The sequence below is a fragment of the Geodermatophilus sp. SYSU D01186 genome, from assembly GCF_054050215.1.
Genome location: NZ_JBJGYW010000002.1, coordinates 14,332 through 40,208 on the forward strand (window position 1 = coordinate 14,332; position 25,877 = coordinate 40,208).

The 25,877-nt window shown below is 75.4% G+C and carries 26 protein-coding genes; 5 read left to right on the forward strand and 21 right to left on the reverse strand.

Annotated elements, in window-relative coordinates; genetic code table 11:
- Nucleotides 1-17 precede the first annotated feature (17 nt).
- From ACI784_RS01485 to ACI784_RS01495, 3 genes are read left to right on the forward strand one after another with little or no spacing between them, the layout of a single operon-like run.
- Nucleotides 18-1,304, forward strand: coding sequence for a sensor histidine kinase (locus tag ACI784_RS01485; RefSeq protein WP_457012330.1), 1,287 nt, complete (start codon nucleotides 18-20; stop codon nucleotides 1,302-1,304).
- Complete coding sequence (locus ACI784_RS01490) at nucleotides 1,301-1,945, forward strand: response regulator (RefSeq protein ID WP_457012331.1); 645 nt, start codon at nucleotides 1,301-1,303, stop codon at nucleotides 1,943-1,945. Before ACI784_RS01485 ends, ACI784_RS01490 begins: the two co-directional genes overlap by 4 nt.
- Nucleotides 1,945-2,937, forward strand: a complete 993-nt coding sequence (locus ACI784_RS01495) for a hypothetical protein (protein WP_457012332.1) — start codon at nucleotides 1,945-1,947, stop codon at nucleotides 2,935-2,937. Before ACI784_RS01490 ends, ACI784_RS01495 begins: the two co-directional genes overlap by 1 nt.
- 64 nt (nucleotides 2,938-3,001) lie before the next feature.
- Here the strand turns inward: ACI784_RS01495 and ACI784_RS01500 are convergent, their stop codons facing one another.
- The 14 genes from ACI784_RS01500 to pyrR all read right to left on the reverse strand — a co-directional run bounded on the left by ACI784_RS01500 (nucleotide 3,002) and on the right by pyrR (nucleotide 19,274).
- On the reverse strand, nucleotides 3,002-5,053 hold the full coding sequence (locus tag ACI784_RS01500; RefSeq protein WP_456924968.1) for a primosomal protein N': 2,052 nt from the start codon (nucleotides 5,051-5,053) through the stop codon (nucleotides 3,002-3,004).
- Between the two features lie 12 nt (nucleotides 5,054-5,065).
- Complete coding sequence (gene metK, locus ACI784_RS01505; RefSeq protein ID WP_456924930.1) at nucleotides 5,066-6,262, reverse strand: methionine adenosyltransferase; 1,197 nt, start codon at nucleotides 6,260-6,262, stop codon at nucleotides 5,066-5,068.
- A gap of 102 nt (nucleotides 6,263-6,364) precedes the next feature.
- Nucleotides 6,365-7,576, reverse strand: coding sequence for a bifunctional phosphopantothenoylcysteine decarboxylase/phosphopantothenate--cysteine ligase CoaBC (gene coaBC, locus ACI784_RS01510; protein ID WP_457012333.1), 1,212 nt, complete (start codon nucleotides 7,574-7,576; stop codon nucleotides 6,365-6,367).
- Between the two features lie 88 nt (nucleotides 7,577-7,664).
- Nucleotides 7,665-7,928 carry a DNA-directed RNA polymerase subunit omega gene (rpoZ, locus tag ACI784_RS01515; RefSeq protein WP_012949163.1) on the reverse strand — a complete coding sequence of 88 codons (264 nt, stop codon included), beginning with the start codon at nucleotides 7,926-7,928 and terminating at the stop codon, nucleotides 7,665-7,667.
- 73 nt (nucleotides 7,929-8,001) lie between these two features.
- A complete protein-coding gene (gmk, locus tag ACI784_RS01520) occupies nucleotides 8,002-8,613 on the reverse strand; it encodes a guanylate kinase (protein WP_456924932.1) in 612 nt (203 codons plus the stop codon).
- A 37-nt stretch (nucleotides 8,614-8,650) separates the two neighbouring features.
- The gene (gene mihF / locus ACI784_RS01525; protein ID WP_457012334.1) at nucleotides 8,651-9,001 is read right to left on the reverse strand and encodes an integration host factor, actinobacterial type; all 351 of its coding nucleotides are present in this window, start codon (nucleotides 8,999-9,001) and stop codon (nucleotides 8,651-8,653) included.
- A 345-nt stretch (nucleotides 9,002-9,346) separates the two neighbouring features.
- A complete protein-coding gene (locus ACI784_RS01530; protein WP_457012335.1) occupies nucleotides 9,347-9,649 on the reverse strand; it encodes a hypothetical protein in 303 nt (100 codons plus the stop codon).
- Nucleotides 9,646-10,524, reverse strand: a complete 879-nt coding sequence (pyrF, locus tag ACI784_RS01535; protein WP_457012336.1) for an orotidine-5'-phosphate decarboxylase — start codon at nucleotides 10,522-10,524, stop codon at nucleotides 9,646-9,648. Before pyrF ends, ACI784_RS01530 begins: the two co-directional genes overlap by 4 nt.
- Nucleotides 10,521-11,891 (reverse strand): dihydroorotate oxidase, encoded by a 1,371-nt coding sequence (locus ACI784_RS01540; RefSeq protein WP_457012337.1) that lies wholly within the window; start codon nucleotides 11,889-11,891, stop codon nucleotides 10,521-10,523. The genes pyrF and ACI784_RS01540 overlap by 4 nt, the downstream gene beginning before the upstream one ends.
- Nucleotides 11,888-15,205 carry a carbamoyl-phosphate synthase large subunit gene (gene carB, locus ACI784_RS01545; RefSeq protein ID WP_457012338.1) on the reverse strand — a complete coding sequence of 1,106 codons (3,318 nt, stop codon included), beginning with the start codon at nucleotides 15,203-15,205 and terminating at the stop codon, nucleotides 11,888-11,890. Before carB ends, ACI784_RS01540 begins: the two co-directional genes overlap by 4 nt.
- Nucleotides 15,205-16,374 carry a glutamine-hydrolyzing carbamoyl-phosphate synthase small subunit gene (gene carA / locus ACI784_RS01550; protein ID WP_457012339.1) on the reverse strand — a complete coding sequence of 390 codons (1,170 nt, stop codon included), beginning with the start codon at nucleotides 16,372-16,374 and terminating at the stop codon, nucleotides 15,205-15,207. Before carA ends, carB begins: the two co-directional genes overlap by 1 nt.
- Before the next feature lie 76 nt (nucleotides 16,375-16,450).
- Nucleotides 16,451-17,737: a dihydroorotase gene (locus tag ACI784_RS01555; protein ID WP_457012340.1), complete on the reverse strand. Its 1,287-nt coding sequence runs from the start codon at nucleotides 17,735-17,737 to the stop codon at nucleotides 16,451-16,453.
- Complete coding sequence (locus tag ACI784_RS01560) at nucleotides 17,734-18,654, reverse strand: aspartate carbamoyltransferase catalytic subunit (protein WP_457012341.1); 921 nt, start codon at nucleotides 18,652-18,654, stop codon at nucleotides 17,734-17,736. Before ACI784_RS01560 ends, ACI784_RS01555 begins: the two co-directional genes overlap by 4 nt.
- On the reverse strand, nucleotides 18,651-19,274 hold the full coding sequence (pyrR, locus tag ACI784_RS01565; RefSeq protein WP_456924941.1) for a bifunctional pyr operon transcriptional regulator/uracil phosphoribosyltransferase PyrR: 624 nt from the start codon (nucleotides 19,272-19,274) through the stop codon (nucleotides 18,651-18,653). The genes ACI784_RS01560 and pyrR overlap by 4 nt, the downstream gene beginning before the upstream one ends.
- A 219-nt stretch (nucleotides 19,275-19,493) precedes the next feature.
- On the opposite strand from pyrR, the gene bldD reads away from it, so the two are divergent.
- Nucleotides 19,494-20,045 carry a transcriptional regulator BldD gene (gene bldD, locus ACI784_RS01570; protein ID WP_091217936.1) on the forward strand — a complete coding sequence of 184 codons (552 nt, stop codon included), beginning with the start codon at nucleotides 19,494-19,496 and terminating at the stop codon, nucleotides 20,043-20,045.
- Between the two features lie 192 nt (nucleotides 20,046-20,237).
- Nucleotides 20,238-20,384: a hypothetical protein gene (locus ACI784_RS01575; RefSeq protein ID WP_456924942.1), complete on the forward strand. Its 147-nt coding sequence runs from the start codon at nucleotides 20,238-20,240 to the stop codon at nucleotides 20,382-20,384.
- Between the two features lie 18 nt (nucleotides 20,385-20,402).
- On the opposite strand, the gene nusB is transcribed toward ACI784_RS01575, so the two are convergent.
- The 7 genes from nusB to aroC all read right to left on the reverse strand — a co-directional run bounded on the left by nusB (nucleotide 20,403) and on the right by aroC (nucleotide 25,864).
- Entirely contained in the window at nucleotides 20,403-20,810 is a 408-nt protein-coding gene (gene nusB, locus ACI784_RS01580) for a transcription antitermination factor NusB (RefSeq protein ID WP_456924943.1), read from the reverse strand.
- A 14-nt stretch (nucleotides 20,811-20,824) separates the two neighbouring features.
- A complete protein-coding gene (gene efp / locus ACI784_RS01585; protein ID WP_456924944.1) occupies nucleotides 20,825-21,385 on the reverse strand; it encodes an elongation factor P in 561 nt (186 codons plus the stop codon).
- Entirely contained in the window at nucleotides 21,386-22,486 is a 1,101-nt protein-coding gene (locus ACI784_RS01590; RefSeq protein ID WP_457012342.1) for a M24 family metallopeptidase, read from the reverse strand.
- A 76-nt stretch (nucleotides 22,487-22,562) separates the two neighbouring features.
- Entirely contained in the window at nucleotides 22,563-22,997 is a 435-nt protein-coding gene (gene aroQ / locus ACI784_RS01595) for a type II 3-dehydroquinate dehydratase (protein WP_456924946.1), read from the reverse strand.
- Nucleotides 22,994-24,070 carry a 3-dehydroquinate synthase gene (aroB, locus tag ACI784_RS01600; RefSeq protein WP_457012343.1) on the reverse strand — a complete coding sequence of 359 codons (1,077 nt, stop codon included), beginning with the start codon at nucleotides 24,068-24,070 and terminating at the stop codon, nucleotides 22,994-22,996. Before aroB ends, aroQ begins: the two co-directional genes overlap by 4 nt.
- An 85-nt stretch (nucleotides 24,071-24,155) precedes the next feature.
- Nucleotides 24,156-24,689 (reverse strand): shikimate kinase, encoded by a 534-nt coding sequence (locus ACI784_RS01605; RefSeq protein ID WP_456924948.1) that lies wholly within the window; start codon nucleotides 24,687-24,689, stop codon nucleotides 24,156-24,158.
- Nucleotides 24,686-25,864: a chorismate synthase gene (aroC, locus tag ACI784_RS01610; protein WP_456924949.1), complete on the reverse strand. Its 1,179-nt coding sequence runs from the start codon at nucleotides 25,862-25,864 to the stop codon at nucleotides 24,686-24,688. Before aroC ends, ACI784_RS01605 begins: the two co-directional genes overlap by 4 nt.
- Nucleotides 25,865-25,877 lie beyond the last annotated feature (13 nt).

Consider the following 25,877-nt stretch of genomic DNA (forward strand, 5'->3'; position numbering starts at 1 on the left):
GGCGGCCACGGCCGGGCGTGCGACCGGTCTCCGTGGCCACGGTGGTCGCGCAGGTGACGACCGCCGGCGTCGTACTGGTCTTCGTCCTCGCCGTCGTCAGCGGGGCGCTCGCCCGCGACGTCGGCGACGAGCTCCGTGTCGGCGCGTTCGAGCAGCTGGCCCGCGTGACCGCCGCCGGCCTGGCCCCCGCCGTGGACGCCGACCCCACACTCCCGCCCGCCGCCCCCGACGTCCTCGACCGGCAGGTCATGGGCGTGCTGAGCGCCGGCCCGGTCGCCGCGGTGTCGATCCGGGACGCCTCCGGCCGGGTGGTGTGGTCCGACCGCGCCGACCGGATCGGCGAGGTGAGCCCACTGCCGGCCGACGCCCGCCGCGCACTCGACAGCGGGTCCGTGGTGTGCACCGTCGACGAGACCGGGTCGGGGTCGCCGCTGGTCGCCCACGCCGGGATCCGGGACGTCCACGGGACGCCGGTGCTCCTCGACCTCACCGAGCGCCCCGGCGACGCCCCTTCCGCCCCCCGCCAGGTGTGGCTCGCCCTCGTCCCGCCCGCGCTGGGGACGCTGCTGCTGCTGGTCGTGGTCGTGCTGCCGCTGACCTGGCGGCTGGCCGCCCAGGTGCGCTCCCACCAGCGCCACGACGCCGTGCTGCTGCGGGCGGCGGTCGACGCACCGGAGGCCGAGCGACGGCGGCTGGCCGGGGAGCTCCACGACTCGGTGCTGCCGGTCCTCTCCGGGGTGGCGATCGAGCTGGACGCCGCCCGCCTGCGGGCCGACGCCGCCGGCGCCTCGGAGGCGCGCCTGCCCCCCGGGGTGGTCGCCTCGGTGCGCCGGGCCATCGACGACCTGCGCGGGCTGGTGTCCGGCCCCCGGCCGGGCCAGGAGCGGGTGCCCGACCTCGCCGGCCGGCTGCGCAGCCTGGCCGCCGAGCAGGAGGACGCCGGCCTGAGCGTCACCGTGGTGGCCTCCGGGACCGCCGGCCTGCCCGACCCCGTCGCCGGGCTGCTGTACCGCAGTGCCCGCGAGGCGCTGCGCAACGCCGTCACCCACAGCCGGGCCACCTCTGCGGAGGTCACCGTCACCCGAGACGGGCCGACGGTCACCCTGGTCGTCGACGACGACGGCCGAGGCTTCGACCAGGAGAAACTGGCCGAGCGCCGCCGCGGCGGGCACGTGGGGCTGGACACCCTCGGCGACCTCGTCGTCCGTGCGGGTGGCTCCCTGACGGCGAACAGCTCGCCCGGCCAGGGCACCCGGCTGGTCGTCACCCTGCCGGTCGGCGCGCGCGTGGGGGCCCTGCGGTGATCCGCGTCCTGGTCGTCGACGACCACGCCGTCGTCCGGGAGGGGCTGCGCAGCCTCCTCGGCGCCGCCGGGGACCTCGAGTGCGTGGGCACGGCCGCCGACGGCGACGGCGCCGTCGAGCTCATCGACCAGCTCACCCCCGACGTGGTCATGCTCGACCTGGCGATGCCCGGGCAGGACGGGATCAGCGTCATCCGCAGTCTGCGGGGTCGCGGCAACGGCGTCCGCGTGCTGGTGCTCAGCTCCTACGCCGAGCGGCCCCTGGTGCTGGAGGCGCTCGACGCGGGCGCCGACGGCTACCTGCTCAAGCACGCCGCCGCCGAGGCCATCCTCGACGCCATCCGGGTGATCGCGGCCGGCGGCTCCACGATCGACCCCCAGGTGGCGCCCGCGGTGCTCTCGGCGCTGCGGGACCGCGGCCAGGGTGACTCCCTCACCGAGCGTGAGCGCGAGGTGCTCGAACTCCTCCGGCAGGGCCATTCCAACAAGGTGATCGCCCGCCGGCTGCGGATCACGGAGGCAACCGTGAAGACGCACGTGACCCACATCCTCCACCGGGTCGGCGCTGCCGACCGGACGCAGGCGGCCCTCTGGGCCGAACGCCACCTGCGCCGCCCGCGCCCCGCGGAGGGCGGCCGCTGATGGCCCGCGCCAACCGGAGGGACGTGCACGGCGCCCTCCCCGAGCTCCCGGACGTGCGGCACCGCCCGGTCGTGTTGCGGCGCGTGGCGGCGGCGGAGCCGACGCAACGGCGGTGGACGGCGTACGTGCGCGGGGCCGCCGGTGCCGTCCTCGTCGCCGCGACCCTGGTGCTGGTGGCCCTGGCGGGGAGCTGGGCGGGCCTGTCGCTGATCGGCACACCCCCACGCTCCGCCGCGAGTCCACCGCTGGCGCAGGGCCCGGCCACCGGGCCGGCGCTGCCCAGCCCGGCACCCGAACAGCCGGTCCCCGAGGCGGACCCGGCGCCGACGCCCCCGCCGGCCGAGCACGTCGCCGACGACGACGACGACGCCGACGCCGCCGCCGTCGGGCAGGAGCCGGCCGAACCGCTGCAGCCGATGTCGCAGGACGAACCGGCCCCTCCCGCCGCGCCACCGGCCGCGGCCGACGACCCCGCCGATGGCGGCGGCCCGGACACCACCCCCGCCGACGCGGTGCCGCCCGCCACCCCCACGGGTCCGGCCGCTCCCGCACCAGCCGTCCCCGCACCGGACGCGCCCAGCGCTCCCCCGGCGACCGACCGGGCGGCCGATCCGCCGCGCGCCACCCCGCCGGCAGACCCGTCCCCGCCGGCCTCACCGGGCCCGCCGGCCTCACCGGTCCCGCCGTCGTCCGCGCCGTCCCCGTCCGTGCCGCCGACGGATCCCGGTGAGGACGGGGACCCGCCCGACGACCCGCACGGCTACCCGACCCCGTCTCCTGACGCCCGGCCCCCTGGCGACGGCGGGTACCACCACGGGCACGACGGCGACGGTTACGGGGACCACCGATCCGGGTCCCGTGGCGACGGCGGCTGGGGGGAGTACGGACACCGGACCCCGGAGCCGACCGCCACCCCCGAGCCGACCGGAACCCCGCGGCCGACCGCCACCCCCGAGGCGACCGCCACCCTCGCCTGCGACACCCCCCTCTGAGCCCGGGGGCCGGCGACCGGGAGCTCCGCCCACGACCCCCGGTACCGGGCCCGGCGCCCCGCGCTCAGACCAGGTCGAGCGGGTCCAGTTGCACGCGCACGTGCTCGGCGGCCTTCTTGGCGCTGCGGACCCCCTGCACCTCGGCGAGCGCCGTGGCCAGCGCGACGCCCTCCGCGCGGGGCACCCGGACCAGATAGCGCTCCCGCTCGCCGTCCTGACCGGGCCTGGGGGGCTCGGGCACCGGCCCGAGCAGATCGGCGTCGTCGGGCAGCCGGGCGGCCGCCAGGAACTCCGCCAGGGCCGCCGGGGTGCCGGCCACCGCGGCCATGCGCGTGGCGGGCGGGAACCCCAGCTCCCGGCGGTCGGCGAGCTCACGGGCGGCCAGCCAGGCGGGGTCCCAGCGCACCAGCGCCTGGACGACGGCGTGGGCGGCGTCCGCGGCGACGACGACCTGGCCGCCGGCGGAGGCGGGCCGCACGAGCGCGGCGGCGTTCATCCAGCGGCGTAGCGTCTCCTCCCCCGCCCGCAGGTCGGCCCGGCCGAGCAGCGCCCAGGAGTCCAGCAGCAGCGCGGCTCCGTACCCGCCCTCGGCGACCGGCTCCGCGCCGGGTGTGGCGACCACCAGCGCCGGTCCCGCGGGCACCGACGCCAGGACCCCCGACCCGCGGCCGGACACCCGCACGGCCGCGCCCGGGAACGCCCGCCCCAGCTCCTCGGCGGTGCGCGCGGACCCGACCACCGAGGCCCGCAGCTTCGTGCCGTGGCAGTGGGGGCAGTCGAAGGTCGCCGCCGGGCGGGCACACCACCGGCAGGCCGGCACACGGGAGCCGCCCGGGCCGGGGGTCGGTGAGATGCCCAGCGGTCCGGAGCAGACCGGGCAGCGGGCCGGTGCGCGGCAGCGGTCGCACGCCAGGCCGGGCGCGTACCCGGCGCGGGGCACCTGGACCAGCACCGGGGCGCCGTCGGCCAGGGCCTGGCGGGCGACGCGGTGGGCGAGGCTGGGCAGCCGCGCGGTCCGGGCGGCGGGATCGCGGGCGAGCTCCGCGTCCGCGCCGAGGGCCTGCACGCGGGGCGCCGCGGCCCGCAGGGTGGCCCGGTCGGCGACGAGCTCGTGGGCCCACCCGCTCTCCACGAGCAGCTGCGCCTCGGCCGTGCGCGCGGTGGCGGCGACGACGGCGGCGCACGAGGCCAGGTGCGCCCGGTGGACGAGCACGTCGCGGGCGTGGGCGTAGGGCGCGCGAGGCTCGGCGTGCAGGTCGTCGCCGTCGTCCCAGACGGCCACCAGGCCGAGATCGGCCACCGGTGCCAGCGCCGCCGCGCGGGTGCCCAGCACCACGGTCGCGCTGCCGCGGGCGGCCTCGAGGAAGCGGCGGTAGCGGGCATCGGGGGCGGCATCGCCGCGCAGCACCACGAACGAGCCCGCGGGGAGCCGCTGCTCGGCCGCGGCGGCGAGCCGATCGAGGTCCCGGCCGTCGGGCACCACGACCAGCGCGCCGCGGCCGCCCGAGAGTGCCGCCTGGCACAGCTCGGCCAGGCGGGCCGGCCAGTCCTCGCCGGGCAGCGCCGTCCAGACCGCCCGCGCCGGCCGGCCCTCCGCGACGGCGGTCAGCAGCGCCGGACCGGTCGGGTAGCGGCCGAAGCCCGCCGGGTCGGGCGCAGCCGGGGCCGGCGGCCGCTCGGCCGGCGGGCGCTTCTCGGCCGCGGCCCGCCGGGGCGGGACGGCCAGCCGCAGCACGTCGGTGACGGTGCCGCCCCAGCGCTCGGCCACCGACCGGGCCAGCGCCAGCACCTCCGGGGTGAGCACCGGCTCGGCGGAGACCAGCTTGGCCAGCGGCGCGAGCTTCCCGCCGTGCTCGCTGGTGTCGCCCAGCTCCACGACGAACCCGTCGACGAGCTGGCCGGCGAAGCGCACCCGCACCCGGCAGCCCGGCGCCACGTCGGCGGCCATGCTCTCGGGGACGGCGTAGTCGAAGGGCCGGTCGAGGTGGGCCAGGGGCACGTCGACGACGACCCGGGCGACGGCCCCGCTGCAGGGGCCCCGGCCCTGTCCCGGGTCCCGCCCTGAGCCTGCGAGGGGTGGGGAGGACAGGGTCCTTCTCCGAGGCGTGGGGGGCAGCGGGGTCCTCTTTCAGACCCCGGTGGCCGAGCGGAGCGCCTCGACGCGGTCGAGCCGCTCCCACGGCAGGTCGACGTCGGTGCGGCCGAAGTGGCCGTAGGCCGCCGTCGGGGCGTAGATCGGGCGGAGCAGGTCCAGGTCGCGGACGATCGCGCCCGGGCGCAGGTCGAACACCGAGCCGATCGCCTTCTCGAGGACGTCGTCGGCCACCGTGCCGGTGCCGAAGGTCTCGACGAACAGGCCGACGGGGTGGGCGGCACCGATCGCGTAGGCGACCTGCACCTCGCAGCGGCGCGCGAGCCCGGCGGCGACCACGTTCTTGGCCACCCAGCGCATGGCGTAGGCGCCGGAGCGGTCCACCTTCGACGGGTCCTTGCCGGAGAAGGCGCCGCCGCCGTGGCGGGCCATCCCGCCGTAGGTGTCGACGATGATCTTGCGGCCGGTCAGCCCGGCGTCACCCATCGGGCCGCCGATGACGAACTTGCCGGTCGGGTTCACCAGCAGCCGGTACCCGGTGGTCGGCAGGCCGAGGGCGGCGAGCTCGGGCTCGACCACCAGCTCCTGGACGTCGGGGGTGAGCAGCTGCTCGATGGAGATGTCCTCCGCGTGCTGGGAGGAGACGACCACGGTGTCGACGCCGACCGGCCGGTCGTCCTCGTAGACGACGGTCACCTGGGTCTTGCCGTCCGGGCGCAGGTACGGCACCGAACCGTCCTTGCGGACCGCGGACAGCCGCCGCGCCAGCCGGTGGGCCAGCGCGATCGGCAGCGGCATCAGCTCGGGGGTCTCGTCGGTCGCGTAGCCGAACATCAGGCCCTGGTCGCCGGCGCCCTGCCGCTCGATCTCGTCCTCCGAGGTGCCCCCGGTGCGGGCCTCGTAGCCGGTGTCGACGCCCTGCGCGATGTCGGGGGACTGCGAGCCGATCGACACGCTGACGCCGCAGGAGGCGCCGTCGAAGCCCTTGCGGGACGAGTCGTAACCGATGCCGAGGATGGTGCGGCGGACGATCTCGGCGATCTCGACGTAGCCCGCCGTGGTGACCTCGCCGGCGATGTGCACCTGACCGGTCGTGATGAGCGTCTCGACGGCGACCCGGCTGCGCGGGTCCTGCGCGAGCATGGCGTCGAGGATCGCGTCGCTGATCTGGTCCGCGATCTTGTCCGGGTGGCCCTCGGTCACCGACTCGGACGTGAAGAGACGGCGTGGCACTCGGGGCTCCTAGGGTCGGGGACGGTTCGGCGTGTGACGGTGCCGCCGGCTGGCAGGTGCGTCCGGGTGCACGTTACCGGCGGGCGGCGACAGCGGGGCGGATCAGGGCAGCCGGGCGGTGACGGCGGTCCAGATGCCGGCCGCGACGGCGTCCTTGCTGCCCTCGGACAGCTCGGTGGCGGTGCCGTCGGCGCCCAGGACGACGGCGGCGTTGTCGGGCCGGCCGAACACCCGCCCGCCCGAGACGTCGTTGACGACGAGCAGGTCGCACCCCTTGCGGGCGAGCTTGGCGCGGGCGTGGGTGAGGACGTCGCCGGCGTCGTCCCCGGTCTCCGCGGCGAACCCGACGACCAGCTGCCCGGGCGGCCGCTTGGTGACCAGCTCGGCCAGGACGTCGGGGTTGCGCACCAGGGGCACCGCGCTGGGCTCGGCCGCACTGTCCTTCTTCAGCTTCGTCGCGGCGACCTCGGCCGGCCGGAAGTCGGCGACCGCGGCGGCCATGACGACGACGTCGGCGTCCGCCGCCTCGGCCAGCATCGCCGCGCGGAGCTCCTCGGCGGTCCCGACCGGGACGACGCGGACGCCGAACGGCGCCGGGAGGTCGACGTTGGCGGCGACCAGCACGACCTCGGCGCCGCGGGCGGCGGCGACCCGGGCCAGGGCCCAGCCCTGCCGCCCCGAGGAGCGGTTGCCGAGGTAGCGGACCGGGTCCAGCGGCTCCCGGGTGCCCCCGGCGCTGACGACGACCCGGCGTCCGGCCAGGTCGGGGGCGAGCGCGGCGACGCCGTCGGTCAGCACGACCGAGGCCAGCGCGGCGATGTCGGCCGGCTCGGGCAGCCGCCCCGGCCCGGAGTCCGGACCGGTCAGCCGACCCACCGCCGGCGGCAGCACGATCGCGCCGCGGCGGCGCAGGGTGGCCACGTTGTCCTGGGTGGCCGGGTGCAGCCACATCTCGGTGTGCATGGCCGGGGCGAACACGACCGGACAGTGCGCCGTGAGCAGGGTGGCGGCGAGCAGGTCGTCGGCACGACCGGCGGCCGCGCGGGCCAGCACGTCGGCGGTGGCCGGGGCGACCACGACGAGATCGGCGGTCTGCCCGATCCGCACGTGGGCCACCTCGTCGACGTCGGACCAGACGTCGGTGGTGACCGGGTGTCCCGAGAGCGCCTCGAAGGTGGCCGCGCCCACGAAGCGCAGGGCGGCGGGCGTCGGGACGACGCGGACGTCGTGCCCGCCCTCGGTGAACGCGCGCAGCAGCAGGGCGGCCTTGTAGGCAGCCACGCCGCCGCTGACACCCAGCACGATCCGGCTCATGCGCTCATCCTCCACACGCGAGAGCGCACCCGGCAGGAACCGCCGGGTGCGCTCTCATCACTCTGGGTGCCCCGGGGGGCAGCCGGCCTCAGTTCTCGCCGGCGGTGTGGGTCAGCAGGCCCTCGTTGATCTCGCGCAGGGCGATCGAGAGCGGCTTCTCCTGGGGGGCGGTGTCGACCAGCGGGCCGACGTACTCCAGCAGGCCCTCGGAGAGCTGGCTGTAGTAGGCGTTGATCTGCCGCGCGCGCTTGGCGGCGAAGATCACCAGGCCGTACTTGCTGCTGGTGCGCTCGAGCAGCTCGTCGATCGGCGGGTTGGTGATGCCCTCGGGGGCGGGTGCGACTCCGGACACGGGCGGGCGTGCTCCTCAGATCGTTCGGTGGGAGTGGCGGACGGCTGGGCTCCTGGCACGGAGGAGGCGGCCGCTACTCGTGGGCGTCGCTGCTCCGGGCGGGGCCGGGCGACGGCGCAGTCAGCAAGCCTACCAACTCGTCCGCGGCCCTGGCCACGTCGTCGTTGACCACGACGACGTCGAACTCCCCGGAGGAGTCCAGCTCTGCCTGCGCGATCGCCAGCCGCCGCTCCTGCACGGCGGGCGGCTCCGAGCCGCGGCCGGCCAGCCGGCTGGCCAGCTCGGCCCACGACGGCGGAGCCAGGAAGACCAGTTGCGCGTCGGCGTCGCGGGCGCGGACCTGCCGGGCGCCCTGCAGCTCGATCTCGAGCAGCGCCGGCGCCCCGGTGGCGAGTCGTTCGCGCACCGGGGCGACCGGCGTGCCGTAGCGGTTACCGGCGTACTCGGCCCACTCCAGGAGTCCGTCCTCGGCGATGAGCCGGTCGAACTCGGCGTCGTCGACGAAGTGGTAGTGCACCCCGTCGACCTCCCCGGGGCGGGGCCTGCGCGTGGTGGCCGAGACCGACACCCAGACCTCGGGGTACCGGCGCCTGACCTCGGCGAGGACCGTGCCCTTGCCGACCCCGGAGGGACCGGACAGCACGGTCAGCCGCGCCGGGGGGCGCTGGGGTGGTGCACTCGACACGCGTCGTCCTCGGCCTCCGGGTGCCTGGTCGTGCGGGTCAGCCCTCCGCGGAGACCTGGTCGGCGGCCACCTGCTCGCCGCCGAACTCCGTCTCCAGGGCCTTGCGCTGGTTGGCACCCAGGCCGCGCACCCGGCGGGTCGGGGAGATCTCGAGCCGCTCCATGATCTTGGCAGCCCGGGCCTTGCCGACTCCGGGCAGGGACTCCAGGACCGCGGAGACGCGCATCTTGCCGATCACCTCGTCGGTCTCGCCCTGGCGGAGGACGTCGCCGACGGTGGCGCCCTTGCTCTTGAGGCGCTCGCGGAGCTCGGCACGGGTCTTGCGGGCCGCTGCGGCCTTCTCCAGTGCGGCGGCGCGCTGTTCGGGGGTCAGGTCAGGAAGGGGCATGGTGCGACCCAATCGTGTCGTCGCCGGCCGTCTTCTCGACCGGCGGGGCTCGGGCTGTGTCGGGGGCAGAGCTCACTGCTGAGCCTGCCGGCCAACCTAGTTCCCGGTATATGCGCAGGTCACGCCCGGATGAACCGCCGCTCGCCAGCAATCGGTGACTTTTCCATCACTCTACGTACGAGCTGATCGTCACCATCCGTCATCTGCGCAGGTCAAGGCGGGCACAGGGACCGATGGCAGCAGCGGAGAAAGCGGACGGATCCGTCCAGACACACCGGGGACGACACGCCGACACGTCCCGGAAACCGCTGGTCGACGCGCCGGGAGGCCGGCCGGCGCCGCTGGTCAGCCCGCCGCGCGGCGTCCCGCCTGGCGGCCCAGGAGCCAGCCGCCGACTCCCGCCGGCACCAGCAGACCGAGCACCACCAGCCCGGCACCCGAGGTGTGCCGCCACGTCCAGAGCACGGCCTCGTCGACGCCGGGCACGAGCCGGCTCTCGTAGGCGGAGGCGCCGCCGGGTACCAGGGGCTCGTGGCCGCCGCCGTGGGTGATCCACCGGGCGGTGTTCGCCCACCAGGACACGACGACGCCGGCGAGGACCAGCGCCGTCCCCGCCCCGGCGGTCAGCCAGGGCGCCGCCCGCCTCACCCCGCCAGCTCGGCGGACCAGCGCTCCGCGGCGGCACGGAGCGCGGCGGGGTCGGGGCCGACGGCCAGCACGTCCCGGGACACGGTGGGGACGACGGCGGTGCCGGCGCCGAACAGCCGGCGCAGGTCGGCCACGGACCCGCCCTGGGCGCCCAGGCCGGGAGCGAGTACCGGGCCGCCGAGACCGGTCAGGTCGACGTCCAACTCGCGCAGCGTGGCGCCGACGACCACCCCGCACGAGCCGGTGGTGGGTCCCCACCGGCCCGCGAGGTCACGGACGGCGGCGACGTCGGGCAGGGGGTCGCCGACGACCCAGCCCGGGGTGTTCCAGCCGCGCACGGTGTCGACGACGACCTGGGCCACGCTGCGCTCGCCGACCAGCGCGTGCTGCAGGGTGCCCGCGTCGGGGTTGGAGGTGCGGGCGAGCACGAACAGGCCCCCGCCGCACTGCCGCGCGGTGTCGACGGCCGGCTGCAGCGAGCCGGGGCCGAGGTAGGGGCTGACCGTGAGGGCGTCGGCCGACAGCGGGTGCTCCGGGCGCAGGTAGTCGGCGTAGGCGTCCATCGTCGAGCCGATGTCGCCGCGCTTGGCGTCGAGCAGCACGAGCGCGCCGGCGGCCCGGGCCCGCGCGACGGCGTCCTCCAGCACGGCCAGGCCCCGCGAGCCGTGCCGCTCGTAGAACGCCAACTGGGGCTTGAGGACGGCGACGGTGCCGGCCAGGGCGTCGACGACCGTGTCGGTGAACCGCGCCAGCCCGTCGGGGTCGTCGCCGAGCCCCCAGCGCTCCAGCAGCGGGACGTGCGGGTCGATCCCGACGCACAGCGGTCCGCGGGTGGCGACGGCGTCGGCCAGGCGCTGCCCGAACGGGGCGCTCACGCCGGCACCGAGCGCGGCAGGGTCTGCCCGAGCGCGGCGACGCAGTCCCGGGCCAGGTACGGGTCGGCGAACGCCCCGGACGCCGACTGCACGGCGTCGGCGCCGGCGGCGAACAGCGCCTCGAACGAGGCGGGGTCGGTCACCCCGCCCATCGCCAGGACGTCGAAGGACCACCCGCCCGCCGCACGCAGGTCGACCAGGCGCCGGGTGAGGTCCAGGGCGGAGTCGCGGACGGCGACGCCGGAGAAGCCGGCCAGCTCCCGGCCGGGGAACGTCGCCGTCCCGTCGCTGCGGCGGACCCGGCTCTGCAGGGTGTTGATCCCCGCGACGCCGTCGACCAGCGGGGCGAGGCGGGGCACCAGCGCGGCCAGCGACGGCTCGTCGAGCCAGGAGAGCTTGGCGACCAGGCCGGTGCGGTCGTCCAGCGCCCGTCGCACGCCCTCGACGACGGCGACGGTCGCGTCGGCGTCCAGGCACAGCGGCGGCTTCACGCCGGCGGCCGACGGGCTGAGCGTGTTGGGGCAGGACAGGTTCAGCTCGACGACGGGTGCGCCGGCCTCCTCCGCCATCCGCGCGGTGCGGGCGAAGTCGTCGACCAGGGCGGTGCCGTCGCCCTCCCCCATGACGCTGACCAGCAGCAGCTGGTCGTCCCCGACCGCGGCCAGGGAGCGCTCGATGTCGGGCATCCACTCCTCCGGCTCCAGGGACGGGACGCCGAAGGAGTTGACCGTGCTGACGTCCGGGGCGCCGGGCGGCACCCAGTCCCACGGGTCGGCGGTGACGTCGGCGGCCGCGCCCGGCGGCAGACTCGACGTCTGCCGCGGCGCGAACACCCAGTTGGGCTGCTGGTTCGGCTCGTGAGCGCGGCTGCGCACCGTCTTGTAGGTCAGGACGCTGTAGCCGTTGCCCGCGAAGTGGCGCACCCACTGCTCGCCGCCGTTCAGGACGCACGCCGGCACCCCGATCGGGAAGCCGACCGACCGCCCCAGCACCCGCCAGCGGCGTCCGCCCGCGACCGGCCGCTCGGGCAGCCGCGGCCCGAGCGGCGTGGCGAGGTTGTCCCGGTAGGAGCCGAGGACGTCGTAGGCCGGCGTCCGGAGCCCGGCGGCGGCCAGCACCCCGGCCCGTCGCGCGAAGAACAGCACCCGGGTCAGCAGCGGCAGGTCGTCGTCCCCCGCCGTGCCCGACGCGAGCCGGGCCGCCAGCGCGCGGGCCGACTCCCCCAGCGCGTCCAGCTCCGGCTGCGGCGGCCGCGCGAAGCGGGTCACCCCGGCGAGGAAGGCCTCCGGCAGGCCGTCGAGCAGCCCGCGCCGCACGAGGTCCTCCCGCACCCGGGCGACGGCGCCGGGGGCGACGACCGCGGTCACGGCCGCGCCGCGGCGGCGGCCGGGGCCTGGGCGGTCAGGGCCGCGTGGACCTCCTGGAGGCTGCGGACGCCGACGTCGCCCTGGCGCAGCGCCTCGATGCCCTGCACCGCGGCCGCCAGCCCCTGCACGGTGGTGATCGACGGGATCCCGGCGGAGACCGCGGCGGTGCGGATCTCGTAGCCGTCCAGCCGCGGCCCGCTGTTGCCCGGCGACCCGAACGGGGTGTTGACCACGATGTCGACGTCCCCGGCGAGGATCCGCTCGACCACGTTGCCGGGCCCCTCGCTGAACTTGCCGACCACCTCGCAGGCCACGCCGTTGCGGCGCAGCACCTGGGCGGTGCCGGCGGTGGCCAGCACCCGGTAGCCGAGCGCGGCCAGCCGCTTGACCGGGAAGATCGCCGAGCGCTTGTCCCGGTTGGCCAGCGACACGAACACCGTGCCCTCGACCGGCAGCGAGCCGTAGGCGGCGGCCTGCGACTTGGCGAACGCCGTCCCGAAGCCGGTGTCGAGGCCCATGACCTCGCCGGTGGACTTCATCTCCGGGCCGAGCACCGTGTCGACGTTCTGCCCCTCGACGGTGCGGAAGCGGTGGAACGGCAGCACCGCCTCCTTGACCGCGATCGGCACGTCCTCGGGCAGGTCCGCGCCGTCCCCGGTCGCGGGCAGGACACCGGCGGCGCGCAGGTCGGCGATCGTCTCCCCGACCGCGATGCGGGCGGCGGCCTTGGCCAGCTGGACGGCGGTGGCCTTGGAGACGAACGGCACCGTGCGGCTGGCCCGCGGGTTGGCCTCCAGCACGTAGAGGATGTCGTCCTTGACCGCGTACTGGACGTTCATGAGCCCGCGGACGCCGATGCGGGCGGCCAGCTTCTCCGTCGCGGCACGGATCCGCACCAGGTCGGTGGAGCCCAGCGTGATCGGCGGCAGCGCGCACGCGGAGTCGCCGGAGTGGATCCCGGCCTCCTCGATGTGCTCCATGACGCCGCCGAGGTAGAGCTCGGTGCCGTCGTAGAGCGCGTCGACGTCGACCTCGACGGCGTCCTCGAGGAACCGGTCGACCAGCACCGGGTGCTCGGGGCTGACGTCGGTGGCCTTGGCGATGTAGGCCTCGAGGGTGGCGTCGTCGTAGACGATCTCCATCCCGCGCCCGCCCAGGACGTAGGACGGCCGCACCAGCACCGGGTAGCCGATGGCGGCGGCGATCTCCCGGGCCTCGGCGAAGGTGGTCGCCGTGCCGTGCTTGGGGGCCAGCAGCCCGGTGTCGTGCAGCACCCGGGAGAACACGCCGCGGTCCTCGGCGGCGTCGATCGACTCCGGCGAGGTGCCCAGGACCGGGACGCCGGCGTCCTTGAGCCGCTGCGCCAGGCCCAGCGGCGTCTGCCCGCCCAGGGTGCAGATGACCCCGGCCACCGGGCCGGCCGCGCGCTCGGCCTCGACCACCTCGAGGACGTCCTCGAAGGTCAGCGGCTCGAAGTACAGCCGGTCGGCGGTGTCGTAGTCGGTGGAGACGGTCTCGGGGTTGCAGTTGACCATCACCGACTCGTAGCCGGCGTCCTGCAGCGCCATGACCGCGTGCACGCAGGAGTAGTCGAACTCGATGCCCTGGCCGATCCGGTTGGGCCCGGAGCCCAGGATCAGCACCGCCGGCTTCTCCCGCGGCTCGACCTCGGTCTCCTCGTCGTAGGAGGAGTAGTGGTAGGGCGTGCGGGCGGCGAACTCCGCGGCGCAGGTGTCCACCGTCTTGTAGACCGGCCGGATGCCCATGCGCCAGCGCAGCAGCCGGACGCCGTCCTCCCCGGCCAGCTCCGGCCGCAGCACGGCGACCTGCCGGTCGGACAGGCCGTACCGCTTGGCCCGGCGGAGCAGCTCCGGGGTGAGGGACGGCGCCTCGCGCACCTGCTCGCCGATCTCGTGCACCAGGGCGATCTGGTCGACGAACCACGGGTCGAACCCGCTGGCCGCGGCCACCTGCTCGACGGTGGCGCCGGCGGCCAGCGCCCGCTCGGCGAGGTAGAGCCGCCCGTCGACGGGGGTGCGCAGCGCCTCGAGCAGCTCCTCGGCGGTGGACCCGTCGTCCCCGCCCGTCCAGAAGCCGGCCACCGAGGTCTCGGTGGACCGCATGGCCTTGCCCAGCGCCTCGGGGAAGTTGCGGCCCAGGGCCATGACCTCCCCGACGCTCTTCATCGTGGTGGTCAGCCGCGGGTCGGCTCCGGGGAACTTCTCGAAGGCGAAGCGCGGGATCTTCACCACGACGTAGTCCAGCGCCGGCTCGAAGGAGGCGGGGGTGACGCCGGTGATGTCGTTGGTGATCTCGTCGAGGGTGTAGCCGATGGCCAGCTTCGCGGCGATCTTGGCGATCGGGAAGCCGGTGGCCTTGGACGCCAGCGCGCTGGACCGGGAGACCCGCGGGTTCATCTCGATGACGACCAGCCGGCCGGTGTCGGGGTGGACGGCGAACTGGATGTTGCAGCCGCCGGTGTCCACACCGACCTCGCGCAGCACGGCGATGCCGACGTCGCGCATCCGCTGGTACTCGCGGTCGGTGAGGGTCATCGCCGGGGCGACGGTCACCGAGTCGCCGGTGTGCACGCCCATCGCGTCGATGTTCTCGATCGAGCAGATGACGACCACGTTGTCGCTGCGGTCGCGCATCAGCTCCAGCTCGTACTCCTTCCAACCGAGCACCGACTCCTCGATGAGGACGGTGTGCACCGGGGAGTCGGCCAGGCCGTGCCCGGCCATGCGGCGCAGCATCGGCTCGTCGGTGGCGATGCCCGAGCCGAGCCCGCCCATCGTGAAGCTGGGCCGGATGACGACCGGGTAGCCGACCTCCTCGGCGGTGCCGATCGCCTCGTCGATGCTCGCGCAGACCTTCGACCGCGGGGCGTCGGCGCCGATGGAGCGGACGATGTCCTTGAACATCTGCCGGTCCTCGCCGCGGTTGATCGCGTCGACGTCGGCGCCGATGAGCTGGACGCCGTACCGCTCCAGGACGCCGTTCTCGTACAGGCCGATCGCGATGTTCAGCGCGGTCTGCCCGCCGAGGGTGGCCAGCAGCGCGTCGGGGCGCTCCTTGGCGATCACCTTCTCGACGAACTCCGGGGTGAGCGGCTCGACGTAGGTGGCGTCGGCGACCTCGGGGTCGGTCATGATCGTCGCCGGGTTGCTGTTGACCAGGCTGACCCGCAGCCCCTCGGCCTTGAGCACCCGGCAGGCCTGGGTGCCGGAGTAGTCGAACTCCGACGCCTGGCCGATGATGATCGGCCCCGAGCCGATCACCATGACGTGCTGCAGATCGGTCCGCTTGGGCATCAGGCGCTCTTCTCCCCGGTCGTGTGCTCGACGACCGGCGGCGGACCGACGGCGTCCCCGGTGTCGCGGGCGGTCTCCATCAGGTCGACGAACCGCTGGAACAGCGGCGCGGCGTCGTGCGGCCCGGCGGCCGCCTCCGGGTGGAACTGGACGCTGAACGCCGGCACGTCCAGGCAGCGCAGGCCCTCGACGACGTCGTCGTTGAGGCCGACGTGGCTGACCTCGACCCGCCCGTAGGGGGTGTCGGTGGGCCGGTCCAGCGGGGCGTCGACGGCGAAGCCGTGGTTGTGGCTGGTCACCCGCACCGTGCCGCTGACCCGGTCGAGCACCGGCTGGTTGATCCCGCGGTGCCCGAAGCGCAGCTTGTAGGTGCCCAGGCCCAGGGCCCGGCCGAGGATCTGGTTGCCGAAGCAGATGCCGAACAGCGGCCGGCGGGCGTCGAGGACGCCGCGCACCGCCTCGACCGCGTAGTCGGCGGCGGCCGGGTCGCCCGGGCCGTTGGACAGGAACACGCCGTCGGGGCCGGCGGCCAGCAGGTCCTCGGCGGTCGCCGTGGCCGGCAGCACGCGGGTCTCGACGCCGAGGGCCGCCAGGTGCCGCGGGGTGGCGGTCTTGATGCCGAGGTCGAGGGCGGAGATGGTGAACCGCCGCTCCCCCTGCGCCGGGACGACGTAGGGGTCGTTGGCGGTCACCGACGGCGCGAGGTCCGCGCCGCTCATGCTCTCCGACGCCCGCACCCGCAGGAGCAGCTCGTCGGCCGACAGGCCCTCGCTGCTGATGCCGGCGCGCATCGCGCCGCGCTCGCGCAGGTGGCGGGTCAGCGCCCGGGTGTCGACGTCGCTGATGCCGACGACGCCCTGCGCGACCAGCTCGTCGTCCAGGCTGCCGGTGGCCCGCCAGTTGGCCGGCCGGCGGGCGGGGTCGCGGACGACGAAGCCGGCCACCCACATGCGGCGGCTCTCGTCGTCCTCGTCGTTGACCCCGGTGTTGCCGATGTGCGGGGCGGTCATGACGACGATCTGGCGGGCGTAGCTGGGATCGGTCAGCGTCTCCTGGTAGCCGGTCATCCCGGTGGCGAACACCGCCTCACCCAGCGTCGTCCCCACCGCGCCGTAGGCCTCGCCACGGAACGTGCGCCCGTCCTCCAGGACCAGGAGCGCTTCTGTCACTTGACTGCCCTTTCTGTTCGGTTCCGCGCTCGCTCCGCTCCTCGCTGGCAGAGCTCGCTGCGATGCTCACTCGCTGTCACCGAACGGCTTTTCCGTCGAGCACGGTCGCGGCCCCTCGCAGGAACGTCGCGACCACCCGGCCGGGGAGCTCCCGGCCGGCATAGGGGCTGTTGCGGCTGCGGCTGGCCAGCGCCGCCGGGTCGACGACCGACCGGGCACCCGGGTCCAGCAGCAGCAGGTTGGCCGGCTCGCCGGGGGCCAGCGGGCGGCCGTGTCCGTCGAGCCGGCCGATCGCGGCCGGGCGGGCCGACATGCGGTCGGCGACGCCGCGCCAGTCCAGGCGGCCGGTCTCGACCATGGTCTGCACGACCACCGCCAGCGCCTGTTCCAGTCCGAGCATGCCGGGCCGGGCGCTGGCCCACTCGGTCTCCTTGTCCTCCATCGCGTGCGGCGCGTGGTCGGTGGCGACCGCGTCGATCGTCCCGTCGGCCAGCCCGGCCCGCAGCGCCTCGACGTCGGCGTCGGTGCGCAGCGGCGGGTTGACCTTGAACACCGGGTCGTAGCTCTCGGCGCAGGCGTCGGTGAGCAGCAGGTGGTGCGGGGTCACCTCCGCGGTCACCTCGACGCCGCGGGACTTCGCCCAGCGGATGATCTCCACCGACCCGGCCGTGGAGACGTGGCACACGTGCAGCCGGGCGCCGACGTGGCCGGCCAGCAGCACGTCGCGGGCGATGATCGCCTCCTCGGCGGCGGCCGGCCAGCCGGTCAGGCCCAGCCGCGCCGACCGGTCGCCCTCGTGCATCTGCGCGCCGGCGGTCAGCCGCGGCTCCTCGGCGTGCTGGGCGACGACGCCGTCCAGCGCCTTGACGTACTCCAGCGCGCGCCGCATGAGCGCGGGGTCGGCCACGCAGTGCCCGTCGTCGGAGAACACGCGCACGCGGGCGGCGGAGTCGGCCATCGCGCCGAGCTCGGCCAGCCGCTCGCCGGCCAGCCCGACGGTCACCGCCCCCACCGGGACGACGTCGACCAGCCCGGCCTCCTGGCCCAGCCGCCACACCTGCTCGACGACGCCCGCGGTGTCGGCGACCGGGTCGGTGTTGGCCATGGCGTGCACCGCGGTGTACCCGCCGAGCGCGGCGGCGCGGCTGCCGGTCTCCACGGTCTCGGCGTCCTCCCGGCCCGGCTCGCGCAGGTGGGTGTGCAGGTCCACCAGGCCGGGCAGGGCGACCAGGCCGGCCGCCTCCACGACGTCCGCGCCGGGCACCGACAGCGACTGCCCGATCGCGGCGATGCGGCCGTCCTGCACCAGGATGTCGGCGGCGTCCTCGCCGTAGGGCCGGGCCCCGCGGATGAGAACGGTCATGAGGGGGCGCCTCCCAGCAGCAGGTACAGGACGGCCATGCGCACGGAGACCCCGTTGCCGACCTGCTCGACGATCGTGGAGCGGGCGGAGTCGGCCACCTCGGCGGCGATCTCCATCCCGCGGTTCATCGGGCCCGGGTGCATGACGATCGCGTCGTCGGCCAGGGCCGCCATCCGCCGGCCGTCCAGGCCGTAGCGGCGGCTGTACTCGCGGGCGCTGGGGAAGAACGAGGCGTTCATCCGCTCCGCCTGGACCCGCAGCATCATCACCACGTCGGACTTCGGCAGCACGGCGTCCAGGTCGTAGGAGACCTCCGCCGGCCAGCTGCCCACGCCGACCGGCAGCAGCGTCGGTGGGGCCACCAGGGTGACCTCCGCGCCGAGGGTGGACAGCAGCCGGACGTTGGAGCGGGCCACCCGGCTGTGCAGGACGTCGCCCACGACGGCCACTCGCACGCCCTCGAGCCGGCCCAGCCGGTGCCGGATCGTGTAGGCGTCCAGCAGCGCCTGGGTGGGGTGCTCGTGGGTGCCGTCGCCGGCGTTGACCACGCTGCCGCGCACCCAGTGCGCCAGCCGGTGCGGCGCCCCGGAGGCGCTGTGCCGGACGACGACGGCGTCCGACCCCATCGCCTCCAGGGTCAGCGCGGTGTCCTTGAGGCTCTCGCCCTTGGAGACGCTGCTGCCCTTGGCGGAGAAGTTGATGACGTCGGCCGACAGGCGCTTGGCCGCCAGCTCGAAGGAGATGCGGGTGCGGGTGGAGTCCTCGTAGAAGAGGTTCACCACCGTGCGGCCGCGCAGGGTCGGCAGCTTCTTGACCTCGCGGCCGGCCAGCGCCTGCTCGATCTGCGCGGCGGTGTCCAGCACCAGCGTCGCGTCGGCGCGGTCGAGGTCGGCGGCCTCCAGGAGGTGGCGCTTCACTGCTCGCCCTCCTCGTCGATGAGCAGCACCTCGTCGGCGCCGTCCACCTCGGTCAGGTGGACGCGCACCTGCTGGGTGCGCGAGGTGGGCACGTTCTTGCCCACGTAGTCGGCGCGGATCGGCAGCTCGCGGTGGCCGCGGTCGACGAGGACGGCCAGCCGCACCGCGCGCGGCCGGCCCAGGTCGCGCAGCGCGTCGAGCGCGGCCCGCACCGAGCGGCCGGAGTACAGGACGTCGTCGACGAGGACGACGAGGCGGTCGTCGACGCCGGCCTCGGGCAGCGTCGTCGGCTCCAGCGCGCGGACGCCGCGTCTCCGCAGGTCGTCGCGGTAGAGGGTGATGTCGACGGTGCCGACGTCGACCGGCGTCCCGGAGAAGGCCTCGATCCGGGCGGCCAGCCGGCGGGCCAGCGGGGCGCCGCGGGTCGGGATGCCGATGAGGACGACGTCCGAGAGGCCGCCGTCAGAGGACTCGGGGCTCGCGGCCGCGGCGCGCTCGATGACCTGGTGGGCCATCCGGTCGAGGACGCGGGCCACGTCGGCGGCGGAGAGGAGTGCTGCGGCGGACGGACCGGCAGGGGCCGGTGCGGCGTCCAGGGCAGGCTCGGGCGAATCGGCCATGAGGCCTCCTTCCCCGCCTCACTGGACGGGTCGTTAAAGGAGTGGTCGGACCGGGAGCGACGGTACTGCACGACCGGATGTGACCCGCACCGCGGCCCGAGGGGCCACGATGTGGGGCCTCGTCACCCCGGAGGGCTGTCCTGGTGTCGCCGACCCCGCGAGACCAGTACGCTCCGTGACGACAGAACGCCCACGACGACGGACAGTGAGCAGGAAGCGATGAGCACCGACTACTCACGGGCCCTCGGTGCCCGGCTCCGCGCCATCCGCAACCAGCAGGGTCTCAGCCTCCAGGGAGTCGAGGACAAGTCGCACGGCCGCTGGAAGGCCGTCGTCGTCGGTTCCTACGAGCGCGGCGACCGTGCGGTGACCGTGCAGCGGCTCTCCGAGCTGGCGGTCTTCTACGGCGTGCCGGTCTCCGAGCTGCTGCCCGACCCCCGCCCGAGCTCCGCGGTCACCTCGACGACGAAGATCGTGCTGAACCTCGAGTCGCTGGGCTCGCTGCCCGCCGACGAGGCCGGCCCGCTGGCGCGCTACGCCTCGACCATCCAGGCCCAGCGGCACGACTACAACGGCAAGGTCCTCTCCATCCGCGCCGAGGACCTCAAGTCGCTGGCGATCATCTACGACATGAGCCCCGACGAGCTGACCTCCCGGCTCATCGAGTGGGGCGTCCTCTCCCCCGGCATGGAGAGCGTCGTGGGCTTCGGCGGCGACGAGGACGAGGACGAGGTCAACCCCAACTGGGAGCGCCGCCGCACGCCCCGCTGAGGCTGCACCCCACCCTCCTCACCGCTCGCGGGCGGCCTCGGGACGGCCCGGGTACGCGAGAGGCCCCTGACCGGTGCGGTCAGGGGCCTCTCGCGTGTCCGGGCCCGGTCGGGGCCCCGCATTGGGGGATGAGAACTGTCAGCAGGGGGTCCTAGCGTCGGCGCCGTCGCACCGACCACCCGAGGAGCCCCCATGGAGCCGACCGAGCCGGCCACCGTCGTCCTGGACGGGCACCTCGAACGGGCTGCCCGCCGCCGGGCGGCCCTGCGCCGGGTGCAGCGCCGGCAGGCCACGGCCCGGATCAGCGCGATGCTGGCCGCCGCCGGCCCGCCGGTGTGACCCGGCCGGCCCCGCAGGTCAGCTGGTGGGCACCTCGGCGTCGAGGATCGCGCCCAGCACCCCGTTGACGTAGGCCGGCGAGTCGTCGGTCGACAGCGCCCGGGCCAGCTCCACCGCCTCGTCGATGACCACGGCGTCGGGCACGTCGTCGGCCCACAGCAGCTCGAACACCGACATCCGCAGGATGGCGCGGTCGACGTCGGGCAGCCGGTCGATCGACCAGCCCTTGGCGTGCCGGTCGATCAGCTCGTCGATGCGGCCGGAGTGCTCGACCGCCCCCTCCACCAGCCGGACGGCGTGGTCGGGCACCGGCGGCTGGGCGTCGGCCACCCGCTCGCGCAGCAGCGCGAGCGGGTCCGACCCGCGGAGGTCGGCCTCGTAGAGGACGTCGACGGCGCGCTTGCGCGCCTTGGACCGGGCAGCCATCGCCGGACGGGTCGTCAGTTGGCGCGGCCGAGGTACCGGCCGTCGCGGGTGTCGACCTTGAGCTTGTCGCCGGTGTTGACGAACAGCGGCACCTGGATCTGCGCGCCGGTCTCCAGGGTGGCCGGCTTGGTGCCGCCGGTGGAGCGGTCGCCCTGCAGGCCCGGGTCGGTGTGCTGGACCACGAGCTCCAGGGTCACCGGGAGCTCCACGTACAGCGGGCTGCCGTCGTGCACCGCGACGACGACCTCGGTGTTCTCCAGCAGGTAGTCCGCACCGCCGCCGACGGTCTCGGCCGGCACGTGGATCTGGTCGTAGGTGTCGCCGTCCATGAAGACGTAGTCGGCGCCGTCCTTGTACAGGTAGGTCATCGACCGCTTGTCGACGTTGGCGGTCTCGACCTTGGTGCCGGCGTTGAACGTCTTGTCGACGACCTTGCCCGAGAGCACGTTCTTCAGCGTGGTGCGGACGAACGCGCCGCCCTTGCCCGGCTTGACGTGCTGGAACTCGGTGACGGTCCAGAGCTGGCCGTCGAGGTTGAGGACCATGCCGTTCTTGAGGTCGTTGGTGGTAGCCATCTAGAGGACCAGCAGTTCCTTGCTCGTGAGGGTCAACAACTCGGGCGTGTCATCCGTGACGATCAGGGTGTCCTCGATCCGGACCCCGCCGTGGCCGGGCAGGTAGACGCCCGGCTCCACGGTGACGGCCATGCCGGCGGCCAGCGTACCCGCGCCGAGCTGCCCGATGCCCGGCGCCTCGTGGATCTCCAGCCCCACCCCGTGGCCGAGGCCGTGGGGGAAGTGCTCGCCGTGGCCGGCCGCGGCGATGACGTCGCGGGCCGCCGCGTCGACCGCGACCACGTCGGCGCCGACGGCGAGCGCCGCCCGCCCGGCCGCCTGCGCCGCCGCGACCAACTCGTAGACCTCGTGCTGCCAGTCGGACGCGTGCCCGAGGACCAGCGTGCGGGTCATGTCGGAGTGGTACCCGTCGACGGTCGCCCCGAAGTCGAGCTTGAGGAAGTCCCCGGAGCGCAGCTCGGTGGTGTCGGGGCGGTGGTGCGGGATGGCGGAGTTGGCGCCGGTGGCCACGATCGTCTCGAACGACGGGGCCTCGGCGCCCATGGCGAGCATCCGCGCGTCCAGCTCGCGGCCGACCTGCAGCTCGGTCCGGCCCGGGCGCAGCGCGCCCTCCGCCGCCAGCTCGGCCAGCGCGGCGTCGGCCACGGCGCACGCCCGGCGCAGCGCGTCGACCTCGTCGTCGTCCTTGACCGCCCGCTGCGCCTCCACCGCCCGCCGCACGCTGGCCAGCTCGGGCACGGTGCCGCCCGCCGCGGCGTCGGCCAGCACCGACTCCAGCGCGCGCAGCCCGTCGACGGTGAGGTGGTGGCTCTCGTAGCCGATCCGCTCCGCACCGCGCCGGACCGCCTCCCGCGCCAGGGCCGGCACGGTGGCGCGGTCGACCAGCAGCTCGACGTCGGGCACCTGGGTGCCGGCCTGGGTGGTGTAGCGGCCGTCGGTGCCGAACAGGTCCCCGCCGTCGGTGCGCAGCAGCAGGGCGCCGTTGGAGCCGGTGAAGCCGGTCAGGTACCGCACGTTGAGCAGGTCGGTGACCAGGACGGCGTCCAGCCCCCGCTCGGCCGCCGTCGCCCGGAGCCGCTCCCGGCGCTCCCCGTGCCTCACCGCGCCTTCCGTTCGGCTCCGCGGTCGCTCCGCTCCTCGCTCGCAGAGCTCGCTGCGATGCTCACTCCCTGTCGCCTCACCGGTGGCCCCGGGCGACCAGCCACTGCAGCGCCAGCACGTAGCCCTGCACGCCCAGCCCGGCGATCACGCCGTCAGCCACCCGGGAGACGTAGGAGAAGTGCCGGAACTCCTCGCGCCGGTGGATGTTGGTGATGTGCACCTCGACCAGCGGGCCGTTGAGGGTGGCCAGCGCGTCGTGCAGCACGACCGAGGTGTGCGACCAGCCGCCGGGGTTGATCACCACCGGGTCACCGGCGTCGGCCGCGGCGTGCACCCAGCCGAGCAGCTCGCCCTCGGAGTCGGTCTGGCGCACCCGCACCTCGGCGCCCAGCTCCCGGCCGGTGGCCTCCAGCAGCTCCACGAGCTCGGCGTACGTCGTCGTGCCGTACTTCTCCGGCTCGCGCAGCCCGAGCCGGCCGAGGTTGGCCCCGTTGAGCACCTGGATCGTCACGCGTTCTCCCCGTTCGTCGCGTCGGTGGGCCGGGTGGACGACACCGCGGCCCACGCCGCGTCCAGCCACGCCTGGTCCGGGTCGGCCAGGATCCGCGGGTCGCCCAGCCCGTCGAGGACGACGAACCGCAGCGAGGCACCGCGGGCCTTCTTGTCCACCCGCATGACCGACTGGAGCTGCGTCCAGTCGCCGTCGTACCGGGTGGGCAGGCCCATCGCGGCGACCAGCTCGCGGTGCCGGTCGACCTCGGCGCGGGTGAGCAGGCCGGCCTGACCGGCGAGCTCGGCGGCGAAGACCAGGCCGACGGCGACCGCCTCGCCGTGCCGCCAGCCGAAGTCCTCCACCCGCTCGATGGCGTGCCCCAGCGTGTGCCCGTAGTTGAGGAACTCGCGGCGCCCAGTGTCGAAGAGGTCCTCGCCCACCGCGTCCGCCTTGACCTGCACCGCCCGCTCGATGAGCTCGGCGGTGTCACGGCGGCCGGTGGGGTCGGCCTCGAGCAGGTCGAGGATGGTCCCGTCGGCGATGAAGCCGCACTTGACCACCTCGGCGAGGCCGGAGCGGAACTCCGCGTCGGGGAGTCCGGCGAGGACGTCGGTGTCGGCCAGCACCGCGGACGGCGGGTGGAAGGCGCCGACGAGGTTCTTGCCGGCCCCCGTGTTGATGCCGGTCTTGCCGCCGACCGCGGCGTCGACCATGCCGAGCAGGCTGGTGGGCAGGTGGACCACCCGCACGCCGCGGACCCACGTCGCGGCCAGGAAGCCGGCCAGGTCGGTGACCGCTCCCCCGCCGACGCCGACGACCGCGTCGGACCGGGTCAGCCCCAGCCGGCCGAACTCCTCCCAGGCCCCGGCCGCGACCTCGGCGGTCTTGGCGGCCTCCCCGTCGGGGACGACGACCGCCTCCGCGGCCACGCCGGCGGTCTGCAGCGTCTCCACCGCGGCACCGGCCAGGGCGGCCAGCGGCGGGGCGTGGACGACGGCGACCCGCGGCGTGCCGGCGAGCACCAGGGCGAGCTCGGCCTGGGCACCCGGCCCGATGACCACCTCGTAGGGCTTGCCGCCGGGGACGGTCACCCGCCTCACGTTGCCCTCCGTTCGCTCCTGCGGGGCGCTCCGCTCCTCGCCCGTTCCTCGCTGCGGTGCCGACGCCCGTGCCCGCTCACGGCGTCGTCCCGGCGCGCAGGGCCGCCGCCACGTCGGCGATCACGTCGCCGGGCTCGCGGCCGCCGGTGGGCACCGTGAGCGTGGCGACCTCGGCGTACAGCGGGGCACGCGCCAGCAGGAGGTTGCGCAGCGTGGCCCGCGGGTTCATGCCGAGCACCGGCCGGTCGCGCCCGAGCCCGACGCGCTGGGCGGCCGAGGCCAGGTCGATGTCGAGCCAGACGACGGTGCCGCCGGAGCGGGTGTAGTCGACCAGCAGCGCCCGCGTGGCGGCGCTGAGCACGGCGCCGCCGCCGAGGGCCAGGACACCGGAGTGGGCGCCCAGCGCACGGGCCACCGCCTGCTCCTCCAGGGAGCGGAAGAACGGCTCGCCGCGCTCGACGAACAGGTCGGCCACGGTCTGACCGGTGACGTCCTCGATGTCGGCGTCGGTGTCGCGGAACGGGACGCCGAGCAGCTCCGCGACGGCGGTGCCGACCGTCGTCTTGCCCGACGACGGCGGCCCGACCAGGACCAGGACCGGCCGGCTCATCGGATGGCCAGGTTCTCGAGGTAGGCCTGCGCGTTGCGGCGGGTCTCGGGCACCGAGTCGCCGCCGAACTTCTCCAGGGCCGCGTCGGCCAGCACGAGGGCGACCATCGCCTCCATGACGACGGCCCCGCGGGGCACCGCGCACGCGTCGCTGCGCTGGTTGATGGCGACCGCGGGCTCGCCGGTGGCGACGTCGACGGTGGCCAGCGCGCGCGGCACGGTCGAGATCGGCTTCATCGCCGCGCGGACGCGCAACACCTCGCCGTTGGTCATGCCGCCCTCGATGCCGCCGGCGCGGTCGGTCGTCCGCTGCACGCGGCCGTCGGCCAGGACGATCTCGTCGTGGGCCACCGACCCGCGGCGGCGGGCGGTCTCCAGCCCGTCGCCGACCTCGACGGCCTTGACCGACTGCACGCCCATGAGGGCGCCGGCCAGCCGGGAGTCCAGCCGGCGGTCCCAGTGCACGTGGCTGCCCAGGCCCGGCGGCAGCCCGTGGACGACGACCTCGATGACCCCGCCCAGGGTGTCGCCGTTCTTCCGGGCGTCGTCGACCTCGGCGACCATGAGCTCGCTGGTCGCCGGGTCGGCGCAGCGCACCGGGTCCTCGTCGATGCGGGGGTTGTCCTGCGGGCCGGGGACGATGCCGTCGGGCACGGTGACCGGCCCGATGCCCACGACGTGGCTGACCACCTCGACGTCCAGCACCTGACGGAGGAACGCGCGGGCGACGGCGCCGAGCGCGACCCGGGCCGCGGTCTCCCGGGCGCTGGCGCGCTCCAGGACGGGGCGGGCGTCGTCGAAGCCGTACTTCTGCATGCCGGCGAGGTCGGCGTGCCCGGGGCGCGGCCGGGTGAGCGGCGCGTTGCGGGCCTGGCCGGCCAGCACCTCGGGGTCGACCGGGTCGGCGGACATGACCGTCGTCCACTTCGGCCACTCGGTGTTGCCCACCTGGACGGCGATCGGGCCACCCTGGGTGATCCCGTGCCGGACCCCGCCGGTCAGGGTGACGACGTCCTGCTCGAAGGACATCCGGGCGCCGCGGCCGTGGCCGAGCCGACGCCGGGCCAGGTCGACGTCGAGGTCGGAGGTCTGCACCCGCACGCCGGCGGGCAGGCCCTCGAGGATGGCGGTGAGCTGCTGGCCGTGCGACTCACCGGCGGTCAGCCAGCGCAACATGCCCCGGATTCTG